At 61.8% G+C, this 18603-nt stretch carries 14 protein-coding genes; 11 read left to right on the plus strand and 3 right to left on the minus strand.

The features are described from left to right. Window positions 1-175 precede the first annotated feature (175 nt). Complete coding sequence (locus tag R8871_RS06785; RefSeq protein WP_175049621.1) at window positions 176-694, plus strand: hypothetical protein; 519 nt, start codon at window positions 176-178, stop codon at window positions 692-694. A 412-nt stretch (window positions 695-1106) separates the two neighbouring features. Here the strand turns inward: R8871_RS06785 and R8871_RS06790 are convergent, their stop codons facing one another. Beyond that, on the minus strand, window positions 1107-2084 hold the full coding sequence (locus R8871_RS06790; RefSeq protein WP_175050023.1) for a LacI family DNA-binding transcriptional regulator: 978 nt from the start codon (window positions 2082-2084) through the stop codon (window positions 1107-1109). A 250-nt stretch (window positions 2085-2334) separates the two neighbouring features. On the opposite strand from R8871_RS06790, the gene R8871_RS06795 reads away from it, so the two are divergent. From R8871_RS06795 to R8871_RS06810, 4 genes are all read left to right on the plus strand, one after another. After that, the gene (locus R8871_RS06795; RefSeq protein ID WP_175049622.1) at window positions 2335-3882 is read left to right on the plus strand and encodes a UxaA family hydrolase; all 1548 of its coding nucleotides are present in this window, start codon (window positions 2335-2337) and stop codon (window positions 3880-3882) included. A gap of 99 nt (window positions 3883-3981) precedes the next feature. Continuing rightward, on the plus strand, window positions 3982-5271 hold the full coding sequence (locus R8871_RS06800) for an MFS transporter (RefSeq protein WP_175050024.1): 1290 nt from the start codon (window positions 3982-3984) through the stop codon (window positions 5269-5271). Beyond that, window positions 5258-6025: a 4-hydroxy-2-oxoheptanedioate aldolase gene (gene hpaI / locus R8871_RS06805; protein WP_175049623.1), complete on the plus strand. Its 768-nt coding sequence runs from the start codon at window positions 5258-5260 to the stop codon at window positions 6023-6025. Before R8871_RS06800 ends, hpaI begins: the two co-directional genes overlap by 14 nt. A 582-nt stretch (window positions 6026-6607) precedes the next feature. Next, window positions 6608-6778, plus strand: coding sequence for a hypothetical protein (locus tag R8871_RS06810; RefSeq protein WP_175049624.1), 171 nt, complete (start codon window positions 6608-6610; stop codon window positions 6776-6778). On the opposite strand, the gene R8871_RS06815 is transcribed toward R8871_RS06810, so the two are convergent. Beyond that, on the minus strand, window positions 6775-8022 hold the full coding sequence (locus tag R8871_RS06815) for an ATP-binding protein (protein ID WP_175049625.1): 1248 nt from the start codon (window positions 8020-8022) through the stop codon (window positions 6775-6777). The genes R8871_RS06810 and R8871_RS06815 overlap by 4 nt on opposite strands. Then, window positions 8006-8746: a response regulator gene (locus tag R8871_RS06820; protein ID WP_175049626.1), complete on the minus strand. Its 741-nt coding sequence runs from the start codon at window positions 8744-8746 to the stop codon at window positions 8006-8008. Before R8871_RS06820 ends, R8871_RS06815 begins: the two co-directional genes overlap by 17 nt. Before the next feature lie 440 nt (window positions 8747-9186). Here R8871_RS06820 and R8871_RS06825 point away from each other — a divergent pair, with 440 nt between their 5' ends. The 6 genes from R8871_RS06825 to R8871_RS06845 all read left to right on the plus strand — a co-directional run bounded on the left by R8871_RS06825 (window position 9187) and on the right by R8871_RS06845 (window position 18600). Continuing rightward, window positions 9187-10407, plus strand: a complete 1221-nt coding sequence (locus tag R8871_RS06825; RefSeq protein WP_175049627.1) for an efflux RND transporter periplasmic adaptor subunit — start codon at window positions 9187-9189, stop codon at window positions 10405-10407. 12 nt (window positions 10408-10419) lie between these two features. Further along, window positions 10420-13596: an efflux RND transporter permease subunit gene (locus tag R8871_RS06830; protein ID WP_175049628.1), complete on the plus strand. Its 3177-nt coding sequence runs from the start codon at window positions 10420-10422 to the stop codon at window positions 13594-13596. Next, a complete protein-coding gene (locus R8871_RS06835; protein ID WP_217468893.1) occupies window positions 13596-15056 on the plus strand; it encodes an efflux transporter outer membrane subunit in 1461 nt (486 codons plus the stop codon). Before R8871_RS06830 ends, R8871_RS06835 begins: the two co-directional genes overlap by 1 nt. A gap of 157 nt (window positions 15057-15213) precedes the next feature. Further along, complete coding sequence (locus tag R8871_RS06840; RefSeq protein ID WP_175049630.1) at window positions 15214-15909, plus strand: DNA alkylation repair protein; 696 nt, start codon at window positions 15214-15216, stop codon at window positions 15907-15909. A 58-nt stretch (window positions 15910-15967) separates the two neighbouring features. Then, entirely contained in the window at window positions 15968-16099 is a 132-nt protein-coding gene (locus R8871_RS38690; RefSeq protein ID WP_281370221.1) for a hypothetical protein, read from the plus strand. Window positions 16100-16209: 110 nt separating this feature from the next. After that, the gene (locus tag R8871_RS06845) at window positions 16210-18600 is read left to right on the plus strand and encodes a HAMP domain-containing protein (RefSeq protein WP_175049631.1); all 2391 of its coding nucleotides are present in this window, start codon (window positions 16210-16212) and stop codon (window positions 18598-18600) included. The last annotated feature ends 3 nt before the right edge of the window (window positions 18601-18603 follow it).

Here is an 18603-nt window from a genome sequence, read left to right on the forward strand (position 1 = left end):
TGCCATCGGTTCTCCGTTATCGTTGCGTCTGCGCCGTGGGGCACGTCCCGTGCCCGCGCGCCCGAGCGTGTCCTCCACATCGCCCGTGCGGGTTGAGGTACAGTGCGCGACGGACGACAAGCAAGAATACCTAGAACATAGATGACACCGGCGTTCGATCGGTGGCGGAGAATACATGCATTTTCGTCAGACAAAAAAGCAGATTCGACACGCGGCCGTAGCGCTCGTCGCGAGCCTCGCCGCAGCCTCCGCTGCGCATGCGGGCAATTGGTGCGACGGCGGCGTGTGGGTTGACGCCATGCTTGGCTCGTATCACATCAATCCAGACCCCAATACCCATTTCGAGCAGTTCAATCCTGGCCTTGGCGTCGAATGCTGGCTGAACAATCAATGGGCGCTGACTGCCGGCGGCTTTCGCAACTCTTTACGCCGCCCTTCCTACTATGGCGGCGGTGTTTGGGCGCCTGAGTTCGCGCACTGGGGGATCGTGCGGATTGCGGTGATGGGCGGGATCATCTCGGGCTATAACTACGGCAATTGGGGTCTCGGCCGTAACCATACGATTGGGCCAGTGGCCGCGCCGATCGTGATGGTCGACTACAAGCGCGTCGGCGCCAACTTCATTGTGATTCCGCCGATCCCTTCGGACAATCTTCCGTTCACGATCGGGTTTCAGGTCAAGGTGAAGTTCTAGTCTGCAACGGTGAGCGATTCCAGGATGGTGAGGAATTCCAGGAGATAGCCTCACCGTAGTCAACGGTGAGGATCGCCAGGAAACATCGTCAACATGGCTAAAGGTGAGGAATTCCAGGAGACGCAACCACCTCGACGAAAGGTGAGCTGTTCCAGGGAGCATGACTTCACGTCGGTGAGAGGTGAGCGGTTCCAGGAGGTGTCGCCATATCAGCGAGAGGTGAGTCGTCTCGTGGACTGAACTGCACCGTGGAAGCGAGCAAAGCCACGCCAAGGTGAGGCGTTCCAGGAGGCCGCTTGCCATAGGTGAGCGATTCCAGGAGGTGAGCAATCGCCGCGTTGAGTACGCACCTGAAATAAGGTGAGGATTTCCAGGGAGTCGCTGTCATAGCCGCCGACAGACAACCACCGCACTAGGTGCTTTCCCGCTCGATCAGACTGAACCCCACGTCGACGATTGGTTCGCCTCCAGCACGATTCTCAATACGATCGACCAGCATGGTCGCCGCAAGCGTTCCGATTCTCGTGCCGTCGACTCTCATGGTCGACAACGGCGGTGTGGTGTCTTTCGCAAAATTCAGATCACCGTAGCCAATCACACGCAGTTTCTCTGGCACGGAGATATCCCGGTACTCCGCTTCCATCAACACGCCCAGCGCCAGAATATCCGCGCCGCAAAAAACGGCGTCGATATCGGCGTGCGTGTCGAGCAAGCCTTTCAGTGCCCGTCGCCCGTCACCCAGATTCGCGGGTGACTCAACCGTCACGACAGGGATGGAGGAGAGTGTTTTGCCGTTTCCGAAGGCTTTGAGGAACGCTTTGGTGCGGGCCTGCGCGCGCCGGTCGCTGGGCGTGACGACAGCGGGCCGCCGCACACCACGCGTCTTCAGAAAATCCGCAGCAGCCCTCCCGACGTTCTCATGAGAGAAGCCGACCAGCATGTCGATAGGCTCGCGTGTCAGGTCCCAGGTCTCGACGACAGGAATGCCGCACGCGCGTAGCTTTTGCCTCGCGCTCTGCGAATGAATGACGCCGGTCAGTACGATGCCGGCGGGCCGGCGGCCGATCACTGCATCGAGCAGGGCGTCCTCGCGCGACTCGTCGTATCCGCTTTGTCCAATCAGTAATTGATAGCCCGCCGCGGCAAGCTCGGTCGTCAGGGCGCCGACGGTTTCCTGAAACACGCTCCCGGCCATCGCCGGAATCAACGCGACGATGAGATGACTGCGAGTCGACGCCAGCGAACCGGCGATGAGATCGGGCGTATACCCGGTTTGCCGGACGGCCGCCTGGACGCGCTCCAGCGTATCGACCGAAACCAGCTCCGGCGTGTTCAGTGCGCGTGAGACGGTCACTTTCGTCACGCCGACGAGCGCCGCGAGATCGCTCAGCGTCACGCGGCCGGAATTCTTGCGGGCGCGCCGGGAGGCGCTGCGTTCGGCAGGGGCAAGCAGGGTAGTAGGCGGTTTGCTCACGACGTTGATCACTCAGGCCCGAAAAAAGTTGCTGGCGATTATGGCAAAACCATACTACCATGCGTCATATGTTACCGGTTACATGAACCGGTAACATCAATCAGAAGAAAGGCGATTGGCGCGAACCGAATGCGTGCGCCCAGGACTTGAGAGACAGGAGAGCAGCATGTCGCAGGCTGGTACGGTGTTGAGCGAGCCGCTGATCCGGCTTAACGCCGCGGACAATGTACTGATCGCGCGAGAATCGCTGTCGATCGGGCAGCAACTGTGCATCGGCGAGGCGGCGATCCGCATCCGCGCGCAGGTCATCGCGGGCCATAAGGTCGCTGCCTGCCGCATTTCGCGCGGTGCGCCGATCCGCAAATACGACACGGTGATTGGCCGGGCCGCTCGTGACATCGAGGCGGGTGATCACGTTCACACTCACAACGTCGAACTGATCGATTTCGAGCGCGATCCGGGTTTCTGTCTCGACGTGCGTCCGGTCGAATACGTCGCAGAAGCTGACCGCGCAACCTTCAACGGCATTGTCCGGCCCGATGGGCGGGTCGCGACGCGCAACTTCATTGGAATCCTGGCATCGGTCAACTGTTCGTCGACCGTTATCAAGAATATCGCCGCCTGGTTTACACCCGAGCGGCTTGCACCCTATCCCAATGTCGATGGCGTGGTCGCGTTCGCGCAGACAAGTGGCTGCGGGATGTCCTCACCCAGCGAGCACTTCGACGTGCTGCGCCGGACGCTCGCCGGCTATGCGCGTCATCCCAATCTCGCCGGGGTGCTGATCGTCGGGTTGGGCTGCGAGCGCAATCAGGTCGCCGATCTGCTCGATTCACAAGGGCTTCATGTCGGTACATCGGTCCATGCGTTGGTGATGCAGGACGAAGGCGGCACCCGGGCAACGATCGAAGCGGGGATCGCTGCCATACAGAAGATGCTGCCGTTGGCGAACGATATCGAGCGTCGCCCGGTGTCGGCGAGCCACATCAAAATCGGTCTGGAATGTGGCGGCTCCGATGGCTTTTCAGGCATCACGGCCAATCCAGCCCTGGGTGCGGCGATGGACATTCTGGTACGCCATGGCGGCACGGCGATTCTTTCCGAAACCCCCGAAATTCACGGCGTCGAATACATGCTGACGCGCCGTGCGGTGACACCGGCAGTCGGCCAGAAACTACTCGACCGGCTTGCTTGGTGGGAGCGCTACACGCGCGGCCACAACGGTCAGTTCAACGGTGTCGTCGGCCCGGGTAATCAGAAGGGTGGCCTCGCCAACATCTTCGAAAAATCGCTCGGATCGGCAATGAAAGGCGGCACGACGCCGCTGCAGGCTGTCTATGAATACGCCGAGCCGATCGACCAGGCCGGCTTCGTCTTCATGGATTCGCCCGGTTACGATCCCGTTGCGGTGACCGGGCAGATTGCAAGCGGCGCAAACCTGATCTGCTTCACAACGGGCCGCGGTTCCATGTTCGGCTCGAAGCCCGCGCCCACGCTCAAGCTCGCGAGCAACACGCCGATGTTCAAGCGGCTCTCCGACGATATGGACATCAATTGCGGACTTGTCCTCGACGGCGAGCGGTCAGTCGAGGAGATGGGAAAAGATATCTTCGAGCACATCCTGCGAGCCGCGTCGGGTGAGCGCACCCGTAGTGAATTGCTCGGGCTGGGCGATCACGAATTCGTGCCCTGGCATATGGGCATCGTGAGCTGAAACGCCACCTCATTCCTACAAAAAAAGCGGAGACAGAGATTGAACCAAGCCTTGCAACAGGCGCCACGCAGCAAAGTGCGCTGGCTGGTGGCCGGTCTGATGTGGTCGGCCATTGCCATCAACTATATCGACCGCACGGTGCTGTCCGCCGCGGCCCCCCATCTTCAGGCGGAGTTCCATCTGAGCGCGATGGAGATGGGCATCGTGATGTCGGCGTTCTTCTGGTCATACGCGTTGCTGCAATTGCCTGCGGGCATGCTCGCCGATCGCTTCGGACAGAAGATCGTGCTGGGCGCGTCCGTGTTCTGGTGGTCGCTCGCCACGGCCGTCACCGGACTCGCCACCGGCTTCAAGTCCCTCGTGCTGCTGCGGGTCATGCTGGGCATCGGCGAAGCGGGCGCCTACCCCAGTAACGCGGGCATTGCCACGCGATGGTTTCCGCGCAAGGAACGCGCGACGGTGGCGGGCATCTTCGATAGCGGATCGAAGCTTGGAGGCGCGGTGGCGCTGCCGCTGATCGCATGGTTGCTGGCGACGTTCGACTGGAAGGTCACCTTTGCGATCACCGGCGTGCTGGGTCTCATCTGGTGCGTCGTCTGGGTGTTGGTGTTCAGGGACTCGCCGGCGGATCACAAACGCGTGAATGCGGCTGAGCTTGCGCATATTCGCGATGGCGAAGCGGTGTCGCGTAACGACAGCACCGGCGCGGCCGCCGCTGTACCCTGGCACAGGCTGTTTGCGCATCGGAACATCTGGGCGATGTGCATCGGCTTCTTCATGATCAACTACAACTCATACTTCTTCATCACCTGGCTGCCGACGTATCTCGTCAAGGAACGCGGCATGAGCCTGATGGAGATGGGCTTCATGGCTTCGCTACCGCTCATCCTTTCGATGATCGTCGAGGTATTCGCGGGCTGGGCCTCCGATCGTGTGTATGCGTCCGGAAAGTTATCGCTCACCGCGACCCGCAAACTTTTCCTCGTGGTCGGCCTGGTGATGGCGTCAAGCATTGGACTCGCGGCGTTCGCCACTTCTCCGCTCGTGGCCGTCGCGTTGCTCTGCGTGGCGAAGTCGGGCACGACTGTCGCCGCATCCCAGGTCTGGGCGCTACCGGGCGATGTCGCGCCGGGGAACATGGTGTCGCGGGTGGCGGGCATCCAGAACACGGTCTCCAACATGGGCGGCGTGGTCGGTCCGATCGTCACCGGCGCGATCGTCGGTGCAACCGGTTCGTTCATTCCTGCGCTGCTGTTCTCGTCGGGGCTGATCGTGATCGCGATCCTCAATTACCTGTTCCTGCTCGGAAAGGTGGAGCCCATTCAATTCAATCAAGTCCCCGTGGAGGCTAGAAATCGTGATGAACGCAACGTCGATGTCAGCGCTTAACCCATTCAAGGCAGCGCTTGCAAATGGTCAACGACAGATCGGTTTCTGGCTTTCGATGGCCGATGCCTACCTGGCCGAAGTCAGCGCGACCGCCGGCTTCGAGTGGCTGTTGATCGACGCCGAGCACGCCCCAAACGACGTGCGCAGCATTCTTGCGCAATTGCAGGCGGTCGCGCCGTATTCCGCCGAAGCCGTCGTGCGACCCGTGAATGGCGATCCGGCGCTGCTCAAGCGCTTGCTCGATATCGGCGCACGTAACCTCCTCGTTCCGATGATCGATACCGCGGATCAGGCCCGCGCGTGCGTGGCCGCCGTACGCTATCCGCCGCATGGAATTCGTGGTGTGGGCAGCGCGGTGGGACGCGCGTCGCGCTGGAGCTCGCGGACCGACTATCTGGATATCGCGGACAGCGAAATCTGCCTGCTCGTGCAGGCGGAGACGGTCACCGCACTCGACAATCTCGAAGCGATCTGCGCCGTTGACGGCGTGGATGGCGTCTTCATCGGGCCTGCGGATCTGGCTGCGTCGATGGGCCATCGCGGCAAGCCCGGCCATCCGGACGTGCAGAACGCGATCGAAGCCGCGATGCGCACCATCATCGCTTCCGGCAAGGCGGCCGGCACGTTGACCTCGGACCCGGTGCTCGCGCGTCGCTATCTCGAGCTTGGATGCACGTTCGTCGCGACCGGCGTGGACATCCTTATGTTCGCGAACGCAGCGCGCAAGCTCGCCCGGGAATTCATCGAGCAGTGAAGAATGGTGAGGAATTCCAGGAGATGGCGCCACTTCGATCATTGGTGAGGAATTCCAGGAGACGACACCCTCTTCTTCAGAGGTGAGTCATTCCATGAGTCGGACAGCACCTCAGGAGCACGCTGAGACGCGCTAAGGTGAGGAATTCCAGGAGATGATCTGCAAAGGTGAGCGATTCCAGGAGGTGAGCAATCGCCTCGCTGAGTGCGCACCTTAAATAAGGTGAGGATTTCCAGGGAGTCTTCGCCATGGTCGTTGTCGGTGATGCAGCGAGCACCGCAAACCTCACCTGATGCGTGCAAGAGCAAGACCGATACCGCCAATCTCCTTACATCCTCTTCCATATACAAACAAAGCGTGAGCGCGGCATCTGGCGTCGCGCCACGCCGCAAAAGCCCTGTTAGCGCCGCCGCACAGCAATACATACCGCAGCCTTTGCGCGGCAGAAGCGGCCAAACCTCGTCATCTTGTAACGCTCTCGTAAAACATCATCGCTCGCCGATTGATAAGTTGCGGATAACGCGTGTCGTCGCCACTCGAGCAACGACTTTGCGTCACTGTAGATCTATCGATGGAGAAAGCATGAAGAAGCTGTTGGCAATCGCGGCGTTGGCCGCACTGAGTGCAACCTTGGGCGGATGCTGGTGGGGGCCGCCTCCAGGTTGGGGCGGCGGCGGCCCTGGCGGGGGCGGACCTGGCGGCGGCGGACCGCACGGTGCGATCGTCGTTCCTGGCCTCGCCGCTCAGGCCTAGGCGGGAAACGTAAGCGTCACCACGAAACCGCCGTCGGCGGCGTTATCGGCATGAAAAACGCCGCCGTTGTACCGCACGAGGCGCCGCACGATCGCGAGTCCGAGCCCGCAGTGCGCATCGCCGCTACGCGCTTCATCGAGTCGCACGAACGGCTGCAGCGCACGGTCCAGTTGACCATTGGGAATGCCGCCGCCATGATCGCGGACCTCGAGCGTGTACTGCCCGTCGCGGCGGGACGTCGAAATTTCCACCGGCGGCTCACCGTAAGTGAGCGCGTTCTCGATCAGATTGGTCAGAATCCGGTCGAGGTCGACAAGCGGCAACCCAAAGCCATCGCCGGCTTGCAGATCGAGGCGCACGAGCGCCTCGTCCGCGAGACTGTCGCCGTAATGCCGGCGACAGTGGGCATCGACGCTGGTGCTCGGCGAGGTATCCGCTGTCTCACGCGCGAAGTCGAGAAACTGCGTGACGATGCGTGACAACGACTCCGCGTCCCGCAAAAAGCCGCGGCGATTCGCTTCATCAGGCAGCAGATCCGCACGCACCTGCATGCGCGTGATCGGCGCACGCAGATCGTGCGCCACGCCGGCCAGCATCACCGCGCGCTCCTGCTCGGCCTGTGCAAGTTCATGCACCATCTGATTGAAGTCGCCGATCAGTTCTTTCAGCTCGCGCGGGCCGCTCGCCTCCACGACCGGCGCGCGATGGCCGACGCGGAACTCGCGCGCGGCGAGCGCCAGCCGATGCAATGGTCGTTGCAATTGCCACGCGCCGAGCAGCGCGATGATCACCGCCAACACCAACATCGTCGCCGATGCGCTCAGGAAGCGACGCGCCGGCAGCGTCGCGTTCTGCATTTTGAGCCAGCCTGGATTGCCCGCGTATTGGACCCAGACCGTGCCGGTCTCGCCATCGGTTACGACCTTGCTGCCCGCTGGCAATTTTTCGCGCAAGTCGTGTTCGATCGGACCCGAGGTGTTCTCGCACGGCGCGGGACAGCCATACCGGATCGCGTCTTGCGCGCTCACATAGGACACACCGAGTGTTGCCGCGACGTGGGATGCGGCGAGCGGGTCGCCGCGTCCGGCCTCAACCGCGAGCAGCAACGCGCGTTGCGCGTGACCCGCGTCGATCTGGCCGCGGTCACGGTCCACGAGAACGATTGCGGTGATGTGCACCAGTACGATCAGGCTCACCGTCATCAACGCGAGCCGGCCAAACAGTGTGTTAAAGGGATTCTTCATCGTCATTGGCGTCGGGCACGAACATATAGCCAATGCCGCGTATGGTCTGGATCCGGCGCGGATTGGCCGGGTCGTCTTCAAGCAGACGGCGCAGACGCCACACCGGCACGTCGATACCGCGTTCGGTCACTTCCGAGTGGGGCCCATGCAGCAGATCGACGAGCTTCGAGCGCGACAGCGTTTCCATTGGATGCGCGGCGAGCACTTCCAACAGCGCATATTCGCCGCCGGTCAGCTTGAGCGCTTCGTCATCGCGGAACAGGGTGCGCCTCGCGAAGTCGAGCCGGAAGCGGCCGAAGCGTAGCGCTTCACGCCTTTCGAGCGTCGTAGCCGCGGACCCCGATGGCTGCGCATGCCGGCGCAATACCGCATGAATACGTGCGAGCAGTTCCTGCGGCATGAACGGCTTGCCGAGATAGTCGTCGGCGCCGAGTTCCAGACCGACTATGCGATCCACGCCGTCCGCGCGCGCCGTCAGCATGATCACGGGAATCGTGTCGCCATGCGCGCGCAATTGCCTGAGCGCGCTGAGTCCGTCGACGCCCGGCATCATCAGATCGAGCACGATGATCGAGGGCCGTTCGCGTTCCAGCCGGCGTGCCAGATGGTTCGCGTCGTGCAACACGGACATCTCGATGCCGCGTTGTTGAAAGAATGTTCTGAGCAGGTCACGAAGGTCGGCGTCGTCGTCGACCAGTAATACCTGGATGGGCGTGTCTGACATGGCTGGGCCCTGATCGATGAGGACAATTGACGGACGGCGCGGCCGCGCGTCTATCACAAGTCGCAATATAGCGAATCGCGCGGTGACAGCGGTTTCGGGTTCTTATCTGCGCTTACAGTTTATTACGATGGCTGCCTTCGGTTCTATCCGGCTGCGTGAAGCAACCCGTGCCGGCCAACGTCACACCGCCCGATTCAATGCCACACCGCGCGCCGCGTTACAACTCGTAATCCTCGCCTAAGCCACCGTAAGACGCCGCTCACTATGCTGGGCCACTTCTCGCCGCTGGTGGCGTTTTGCGGTTTCCTCCGGGCTCAGTGTGTCGGTTTGCGTGCAGATTCAAGCGCGTGGTCGACCGATACGTTTTCACTCGCCCCGCTTTAGCGAACAACGCATGCCAGACGGCCCTTTGTCGAATTGAGTCGAAGGATGCCCACAGCATGCCGAATAACCCTAGCGCGTCCGGACCTTCCTCGCGCGTACCGAGCTTCACCTATCTTGCCGCTGCAGTCGTCGCCGCCGCCCTTTTGCTGGCGGGTTGCGGCGAGCAGGCGCCGCATGGACCGCCACAGTCGATCCCTGAAGTTGGTGTCCAAACGATCGCGCCGCACACCGTGGTGTCGAGTACCGAATTGTCCGGGCGACTGTCGGCGATCCGCGTCGCCGAAGTCAGGCCACAGGTCGAAGGCATCGTCAGAAAGCGCCTCTTTGCTGAAGGCTCGCTGGTTGCGGCCGGCGCGGTGCTTTACCAGATCGATCCGTCCAGCTACCAGGCAACTTACGACCAGGCCGTCGGCACGCTCGCCAAAGCCGAGGCGACAGCGAGCGCCGCGCAGACCAAGGCCTCCCGCTACGCCGAACTGTCGAAGATCGAAGGCGTGAGCAAGCAGGACTACGACGACGCCGTCGCCGCGCTCGAGGAAGCGAAGGCCGATGTGGTTTCCGACCGTGCCGCATTGAAGACTGCCGCGATCAACCTCGGCTATACGAAAGTCGTTGCGCCCATCGCGGGACGCATCGGCAAATCGAGCGTGACTGAAGGCGCGCTCGTCACCGCGGAGCAGACCACCGCGCTCGCGACAGTCCAGGCGACGAACGAAATGTATCTCGACGTCACGCGCTCTTCCGCCGACTGGTTGCGGCTGCAGAAAGAATTCGCCAGCGGCCAGCTGCAACAGGCGGGCTCGGACGGTGCGGTCGTTCATCTCGTGATGGAAGACGGCAGCACGTACACGCAGCGAGGCAAGCTGCTGTTCTCCGATATCACCGTCGACGCCACCACCGGCTCGGTCACCTTGCGCTGCGTGTTTCCGAATCCGGACGGCGTGTTGCTGCCCGGCATGTTCGTGCGTGCGCGGCTTGAAGAGGGCGTGAACCAGCAGGCAATCACGGTGCCGCAACTCGCGGTCTCGCGCGCATCCGATGGTTCCGCAAGCGTGCTGACGGTCGGCGCCGACAACAAGGTCACGCAGACGCCCGTCACCGCCGACATCGCTTCAGGCGCCGACTGGTTGGTCACGCGCGGCCTCAAGGCGGGCGATCGCGTGATCGTCGCCGGATCGCAGAAAGCGCGCGCGGGCGGTGTTGTAAAGCCGGTCGAATCGGCCGCCCCATCGGGCCCGCCCGCCACTGCAGACACCACGTCGGCTGCACACAGCTAAAGCGAGACACTCATGGCAGGTTTCTTTATCAACCGACCGATCCTCGCGTGGGTCATCGCTATCGTCATCATGATGATCGGCGGCGCTTCCATCGGGACGCTTCCGGTCGAACAGTATCCGAGCGTGGTGCCGGTCTCCGTGCAGATCACGGCGACGTATCCGGGCGCCTCGGCTGAAACCGTGGCGACCACCGTCACGCAGGTGATCGAGCAGAAACTGAGCGGCATTGACCATCTGCTCTACATGTCGTCCACCAGCAGTTCGGCCGGACGGGCCACCATCACGCTCACGTTCCAGCAGGGCACCAATGCCGACATCGCCCAGGTGCAGGTGCAGAACAAGGTCGAACAGGCCAGTTCGTCGCTGCCGCAGACGGTTCAGGACCAGGGTGTGCAGGTCGCGAAAGCGGCCAACGCGTTTCTGATGATCGTGTCGCTGTCGTCCGCTGACGGCAGCATGAATTCCATCGATCTCGGCAATCTCATTGCAACGCAGATCGAAGACCCGCTCACGCAGATCGACGGCGTCGGCGATGTGACGCTGTTCGGCGCGCAGCACGCCATGCGCATCTGGCTCGATCCGGTGAAGCTGCAGGCCGTCGGTCTGACTGCCGGCGACGTCACCACCGCGATCACCAATCAGAACGTGCAACTCTCGGTCGGCCAGATTGGCGGCTCGCCGTCCACGAAGACGCAGGCGCTCAACGCGACCATTTCTGCATCGAGCCTGCTCACCACGCCCGCGCAGTTCGGCGCGATCCTGCTGCGCGTGAATAGCGACGGCTCGAAGGTCATGCTCAAGGACGTCGCGCGTGTCGAGGTCGGCGGCGACGACTACAGCACGGACTCGCGTCTGAACGGCAAGCCGGCGGCCTCGCTCGCGGTCAAACTGGCGAGCGGTGCGAACGCGATGAGCGTAGCCAAAGCGGTCCGCGCCAAGCTCAACGAACTGAGCGGGCAATTACCGCATAACGTGGTGGTCGACTATCCGTACGACACCACGCCGTTCGTGCGCATCTCGATCGAAGAAGTGGTGAAGACGCTGATCGAAGCGGTGATGCTGGTCTTCGTCGTAATGTACGTGTTTCTGCAAAATCTGCGCGCGACGCTGATTCCAACCATCGTGGTGCCGGTTGCCTTGCTCGGCACGTTTGCGGTCATGTCGGCGGTGGGCTTTTCGATCAACGTGCTCTCGATGTTCGGGCTCGTGCTTGCGATCGGGTTGCTGGTGGACGACGCGATTGTGGTGGTGGAAAACGTCGAGCGGTTGATCGCGGAGGAGGGACTATCGCCCGTCGAAGCCACGCGCAAGGCGATGAAGCAGATCACCAGCGCATTGGTCGGCATCACGACCGTGCTGATTGCGGTGTTCATTCCGATGGCGTTTTTCTCGGGGTCCACGGGTGCGATCTACCGGCAGTTCTCGATCACGATCGTCGCCGCGATGCTGCTCTCCGTGTTCCTCGCCTTGACGCTGACACCGGCGCTGTGCGCGACCATGCTGAGGCGCGCGGACGTCGAGCACCACACGAAGCGCGGCGTGCTCGGCTGGTTCAACCGCGTGCTGACTCATGGAACCGATCGTTACGACTCGACGGTCGCGCGTGTGATCGGCAAGCCGATGCGCTATATGGTGATCTACCTGCTGATTGGGGGTGTGGTTGCGTTGCTCTTCATGAAGCTGCCTTCGTCTTATCTGCCGGACGAGGATCAGGGGATCATCATCACGTCGATTTCCGCGCCGGCCGGCACGCCCGCCGCGCAGACGCTGGAAGTCGTCAAGAAAGTCGAGGCGTATTACCTCGGCTTGCCGCAGGTGGACAAGATCATCGCGCTGACCGGTTTCAGCTTTAACGGCTCGGGGCAGAACAACGGCCTTGCATTCGTCAAGCTGAAGGACTGGAGCACGCGGCGCGGTAGCGACGGTTCGGCGTCGGCGATCATCCAGCGCGCCAACATGCATTTCGCCGCCTCGCACGACGCGCAGATTTTCGCGCTCAATCCGCCGGCCATTCAGGAACTCGGCACGCAGAGCGGCCTCGACTTCGAACTGGAAGATCGCGCCGGGCAGGGTCATGACAAGCTGATGGCCGCGCGCCAGCAATTGATCGCGCTTGCCTCGCAAGATAGCGCGCTATCCGGCATGCGTCCCGGCGGTCTCGACGATACGCCGCAGTTCCATGTCGATATCGATCGCGAGAAGGCGAGTGCGCTCGGACTTTCAATCGCCGACGTGAACGACACATTGCAGACCGCGTTCGGCTCGACTTACGTGAACAACTACGTCGACACGGGACGCATCCAGAAGGTCTACGTGCAAGCCGACGCGCCTTACCGGATGATGCCGTCCGATATTGGGCGGTGGTATGTGAAGTCCAGCACGTCGAGCAGCAGTTCGACTTCCAGCACGAGCAGTACGACCACCACAAGCTACGACGGCCAGATGGTCCCGTTCTCCGCGTTCGCCACCGGCAAATGGACCTTCGGGCCGCCGCAGATCGAACGCTTCAACCGCACGCTGGCGATGGAAATCACCGCGCAAACCGGTGCGAACACCAGCACGGGCCAGGCGATGGCCGCCGTCGACGCGCTCGTGAAGAAACTGCCCGCCGGCTTCGGCATCGACTGGACCGGGCAATCGTACCAGGAGCGCCTTGCCGGATCTCAGGCGATCTACCTGTACGCGATTTCGCTGGTCGTGGTGTTTCTCTGTCTGGCCGGTTTGTACGAGAGCTGGTCCATTCCGATCGCTGTGATTCTGGTTGTGCCGCTCGGGGTGCTCGGCGCGGTACTGGGTGCGCATATTCGCGGACTCTCCGACGACATCTACTTCAAGGTCGGCTTGCTCGCGACCATTGGGCTCTCCACCAAGAACGCCATCCTGATCGTCGAATTCGCCAAGGACCTGCAAGCGCAGGGCCGCAACCTGATCGACGCCACGCTGGAAGCCGCGCGACTGCGTCTGCGGCCGATTCTGATGACCTCGCTCGCTTTCGTGTTCGGCGTACTGCCGCTGGTTATCAGCACGGGTGCCGGCTCGGCAAGCCGGCATGCGATCGGCACCGGCGTGATGGGCGGCATGATCGCCGCGACGCTGCTCGCTATCTTTTTCGTGCCGGTGTTCTTTGTCGTCGTGCGCCGCCTGTTCGGCGAACACGGCGATGCCAAGCAACAGGAAGGTGTTGAATGATGAGACTCAAATTGAGCGCATGCATGGTGGCGTTTGCCGTTGCCATGCTGACGGGATGCACGCTGGATCCGCGCTATGAACGGCCCGCGGCGCCCGTCGCTGCGGCTTATCCAAAAGGCGAGGCGTACGAGAGCACGAGCGCTGCGGCAGCAACCACCGCGGCTTCGGGAACGGCTTCTGGAACCGCGACACCGGGCACGACAACTACCGCACCGCCGCTTGCCGCCGACATAGCCTGGCGCAGTTTCTTTCGCGACGAGCGTCTGCAACGGTTGATCGAGATTGCGCTCGACAACAACCGCGACCTGCGCGTCGCAGCGTTGAACGTGGCCGAGTACGAGGCACAATATCGCATCACGCGTGCCGCGCTCGCACCGTCGATCAGCGCGAGCGGCAGCCTGACACGCGAGCGTACATCGGGTGTGACGACCAGTTCCAGCGACGTGAGCATCGGCACGACGTCATGGGAGATCGACTTCTTCGGACGCTTGCGCAGCCTTAAGCGTCAGGCTCTGGAAAACTATCTTGCGACGGATGCCTCGCGGCAGAGTACGCAGATCAGCCTGATTGCGACAGTAGCGACCGACTACCTGACGCTCCTGTCCGACGAACGTCTTTTGCAAATCACCGAAGACACGATCAAGGCGGACCAGTCGACGTACGACGTGACCAAGCGCATCCAGGAGTTGGGCAATTCTTCGATGCTCGACGTGCAGCAGGCGCAAAACTCATTGGCGAGCGCGAGGGCCAGCCTTGCGTCTTACCGGCGCGCCGTCGCGCAGGACCGCAACAACCTGGTCGCCGTGCTCGGCGCGCCGATTCCCGACGACCTTCCGCCCGCTCGCGAATTCGACGACGAGTCGATGTTCGCAGACATCGGTGCGGGCGTACCTTCGTTGCTGCTCACCCGTCGTCCCGACATCGTGCAGGCGGAACATGCGCTGAAGGCGGCGAATGCGAACATCGGCGCCGCGCGCGCTGCATTCTTTCCGAAGATCGAGTTGACGGCTTCGGCTGGTACATCGAGTTCGACGCTTTCAAGTTTGTTCAAAGCGGGCACGGGTGCCTGGGCGTTTGCGCCAACCGTGTCGGTACCGATCTTCGATTACGGTAGCAACAAGGCATCGCTCGACGTCGCCAAGATCGAGAAACAGATCGAGGTCGCTGACTACGAGAGCACGATTCAAACGGCGTTCAAAGAAGTCGCGAACGCGCTGACTGCGCGCGCAACGTACGTCGATCAGGTGGAGGCGGATCGCGACTATGTGATGTCGTCGCAGCGGTACTACACGCTTGCTCAGGCACGCTACAAGGCGGGCACGGACAGCTTCCTCACGTTCCTCGACGCGCAGCGCACGCTCTACACCGCGCAGCAGCAACTGGCGTCGGATAGTCTGTCGCGACAGGCCAATCTCGTGACCTTGTACAAGGTGTTAGGTGGCGGTTGGGAGGGCAGCTAAAAACCGAAAGGTGAGAACATTCGGGAGCGCGTGCGGTGATAATGTTGCTACCTGTCGACGCACTTTCAATTCGAAGGTGAGAAGATTCGGGAGCCCTGCGCAAACGCAAACGCAGACACCTGCGAATCACTTTCCATCCATATGGAGCACGTTCCCAATGACGCCCGACGCTTTCGGTGAAGAAATCAAGGCAGCGCTGGCGCTGCACGCGGATGCCGGGCGCGCCGTCGCGATGCGCGCCTACATGCGCGATCAGTTCGAGTTCATCGGGGTGCCGACGCCACTGCGGCGCAAAGCGATATTGCCGGTCTTCAAGCGGCTGCCTGTTGAAAACGCGGAACACCTGCTCGCGTGTGCGCACGTCTTATGGGCGATGCCGCAGCGCGAATACCAATACGCTGCTACCGATCTGCTGGCGCGCAAGTGGAAGACGTTGACGATCGCGGACATCGAGCATCTGCTCACAATCGCTCAGCTTAGCGCGTGGTGGGATTCGATCGATCCGCTGGCTGGTGTGGTCGGCGACATTCTGAAGTCGGCACGCGGACAGACGCCGCACGCGCAGGCATGCATGGACGCGGCGCTCGAGCATGAATCGTTGTGGGTTCGCCGTATCGCGATGATTCATCAACTCGGCTGGCGTGACGATACGGACGAGGCGCGCTTGTTCGGTTATGCGCGCTCGCTCGCCGCAGAGCCGGACTTCTTTATTCGCAAGGCGATCGGCTGGGCCTTGCGGGACTATGCGTGGCATGCGCCTCAAGCGGTCGGCGGTTTCCTGATGACCGCACGCGACATCCTGTCACCGCTCACGCTGCGTGAGGCGTCGAAGCACCTGCCGCCGATTCGCTGACACGCTGACACGTTGAGCGCGAACGTTTGTCGTTCGATTCGCGGGCTGCATCAACGCAATGCAGGTGGTGGTAAAAAAGCCGCAAACCGCGGGGCGCAAAGTGGCGGCTGTTAACGGCGTCGAAGCTGAAAACTTTAGAAAAATATTTGATCCCTTTGGTGTGGCCAAACGCTTTGTAGTCATCGCTTAGTAATATGCGCCAGCAATACTCGGCAGCGCTGCAAGCTTGACTCGAATTAGCAAATAACGCGCTGCCCCGATCGAGGGTGGACGCGAAGGCCATACCCCCGGGGGTTTCACATGACTATCCGTCATCGCATCACGCTATTGGTTGTCTTGATGTTCGTCGCCTTGTCGGCAATCGGTGGCTACGCCGTGTATCAAACGCGCGGCAGCGCAGGCGAAGTGCGCAAGGTGACCGAGGGCGTCGTCCCCAGTGCGCTGGCTTCCGCTGACCTCGTTTCGCAAGTGAAAGACGTACAGCTCGCGACCATGACCTTGGTCTACGCGCCGGACGCCAACATGGTCACGCAGGCACAAGACGAACTGAAGAAGAAAAAGGCCTCGTTGCAACAGGCTCTCGCGCTGCAAGGCAAAGATGCCGCGAGCCATGCCCAGCAAGGTCTCGTTTCCCAGGCTAACGATAGTCTCGAGAACTACTTCTCCGCGATCGCCGAAACGGCAAAAATGAAGGCCGACGGCAAGAACGAACTCGCGCAAGCGTATCTGTTCGCCAACGTCGCCCAGTATCGCGACGAACTCGAAGGCATTGTCGAAACCCTGCGTGTCGAGAAAAACCGTCAGAAAGACGAGGCAATCACCGCACTGAACGCCACACTGTCCACCACGACAACGGCCATTGCCATCGTTACCGGCATCGCGATCGTTCTGCTGACTTTTATCGGCACGCTGCTCTACCGTCAGATCACCCGTCCGCTCAGCCGCATGCAGGCCATGATGAGCGAGATCGCGTCGAGCCAGGATTTCACGCGGCGCGTACCGGTGGGCCGGCTGGATGAGATCGGCCATTCGATCGTTGCCTTCAACGGCATGATCGAAAAGATCCAGGAAAGCTCGGCGCAACTCAAGCAGAAGACCGCCGACATCCAGGCGATGTTGCAGAATATGCAGCAAGGTATCTTGACGGTGATCGACGGCGCCGCGATTCACTCGGAGTATTCGGCGTATCTGGAAGACATCTTCGAAACGAAAGATATCGCCGGGCGCGGTCTGATGGATCTGGTGTTCTCGGATACCGATCTTGGTTCGGACGTGCTCTCGCAAGTCGATGCGGCCACCCATGCCTGCCTCGGCGAGGACTGCATCAACTTCGCGTTCAATCAGCATCTGCTGGTCGGCGAAATTTCGAAGCGCATGGCCGACGGCCGCGTGAAGATCCTCGACCTCAGCTGGTCGGCGATCACCGACGAAAACGACGTGATCGGCCGTTTGATGCTGTGCGTGCGCGACGTTACCGAACTGCGCAAGCTCGCTGCGGAAGCCAGCGAACAGCGTCGCCGTCTCGACATGATCGGCGAGATTCTCGCGGTGAGCGAAGAGAAGTTCCATCACTTCATTGAAAGCTCCGCGGGTTTCGTCAGCGAGAACGAGCGCATCATCCGCAAGCACTCGGAAGCGGACCATGCGGCGATCGCCGAGCTGTTCCGCAACATGCACACCATCAAGGGCAATGCGCGGACCTATAACCTGGCGCATCTGACCAACGTCGTTCATGAAACCGAGCAGAGCTATCACGAACTGCGCCAACCGGACGCGGACCGCTCGTGGGATCAGGAACACCTGATGCAGGAACTCACGCGCGTTCGCGAGGCGATCGAGAGCTACGCGAAGATCAACGAACATAGCCTCGGCCGCAAGGGCAAGGCCGGAGCGAATAACGCCGGCAATGCGGGCCGCTATGTGATGGTCGAGAAGGATCAGATTCAGCAGACCCTGAGCATGCTGGACAGGACGAACGCCGGCGAACTCCACGAATTGCAGTCCATGCGCGACGCGCTGCGCCGGACCTTGCGCGCCTTGGGCAGCGAAAGCGTGCGCGATGCGCTGTCCGGCGTGCTGGACTCGCTGCCTTCGTTGGCGCAGGAACTGGGCAAGCCGGCACCGGCCGTGCGCATCGACGACAACGGTTACCGTCTGCGCGGCCAGGCGGGTGGCACCTTGAACAACGTGTTTATGCATCTGCTGCGCAATTCGATGGACCACGGCATCGAAACTGCCGAGGCGCGCAGCGCACACGGCAAGACGCCGGCTGGCACGATCGATATCGAAGTGGGCGTGGACAGCGGCGCGCTGCAGATCACGCTTAGCGACGACGGCCGCGGCCTCGCACTCGAACGGATTCGCGGCATTGCCGTCGAGCGCGGCTGGATCGGCAGCGACGAACACCTGAGCGACGAAGCCATCGCCGAATTCATTTTCCGGCCGGGCTTCTCGACCGCCGCAACGGTGACGGAAGTATCGGGCCGCGGCGTCGGCATGGACGCGGTGCGCGACTTCCTCAAGCGCGAGAACGGCCGCATCGAACTGCGCTTTACCGACGACCATAAGGGCGCTTCGTTCCGTCAGTTCCAGACGATCGTCTGCCTGCCGGATAGCTTCGCCGTCGACACGTTGGGTATGGCAGCGCGCGGCGATGCCGGTGAACTGCAACTCGACGCGATGGCAGATTGAACG

The sequence above is a fragment of the Paraburkholderia sediminicola genome, assembly GCF_902859805.1.
Lineage (GTDB): Bacteria > Pseudomonadota > Gammaproteobacteria > Burkholderiales > Burkholderiaceae > Paraburkholderia > Paraburkholderia sediminicola.

Coding starts and splice junctions, on each gene's coding strand:
- R8871_RS06785 (WP_175049621.1), top strand. CDS start 176: ATGCATTTTCGTCAGACAAAAAAGCAGATTCGACACGCGGCCGTAGCG.
- R8871_RS06795 (WP_175049622.1), top strand. CDS start 2,335: ATGTCGCAGGCTGGTACGGTGTTGAGCGAGCCGCTGATCCGGCTTAAC.
- R8871_RS06800 (WP_175050024.1), top strand. CDS start 3,982: ATGTGGTCGGCCATTGCCATCAACTATATCGACCGCACGGTGCTGTCC.
- hpaI (WP_175049623.1), top strand. CDS start 5,258: ATGTCAGCGCTTAACCCATTCAAGGCAGCGCTTGCAAATGGTCAACGA.
- R8871_RS06810 (WP_175049624.1), top strand. CDS start 6,608: ATGAAGAAGCTGTTGGCAATCGCGGCGTTGGCCGCACTGAGTGCAACC.
- R8871_RS06815 (WP_175049625.1), bottom strand. CDS start 8,022: ATGAAGAATCCCTTTAACACACTGTTTGGCCGGCTCGCGTTGATGACG.
- R8871_RS06820 (WP_175049626.1), bottom strand. CDS start 8,746: ATGTCAGACACGCCCATCCAGGTATTACTGGTCGACGACGACGCCGAC.
- R8871_RS06825 (WP_175049627.1), top strand. CDS start 9,187: ATGCCGAATAACCCTAGCGCGTCCGGACCTTCCTCGCGCGTACCGAGC.
- R8871_RS06830 (WP_175049628.1), top strand. CDS start 10,420: ATGGCAGGTTTCTTTATCAACCGACCGATCCTCGCGTGGGTCATCGCT.
- R8871_RS06835 (WP_217468893.1), top strand. CDS start 13,596: ATGAGACTCAAATTGAGCGCATGCATGGTGGCGTTTGCCGTTGCCATG.
- R8871_RS06840 (WP_175049630.1), top strand. CDS start 15,214: ATGACGCCCGACGCTTTCGGTGAAGAAATCAAGGCAGCGCTGGCGCTG.
- R8871_RS38690 (WP_281370221.1), top strand. CDS start 15,968: ATGCAGGTGGTGGTAAAAAAGCCGCAAACCGCGGGGCGCAAAGTGGCG.
- R8871_RS06845 (WP_175049631.1), top strand. CDS start 16,210: ATGACTATCCGTCATCGCATCACGCTATTGGTTGTCTTGATGTTCGTC.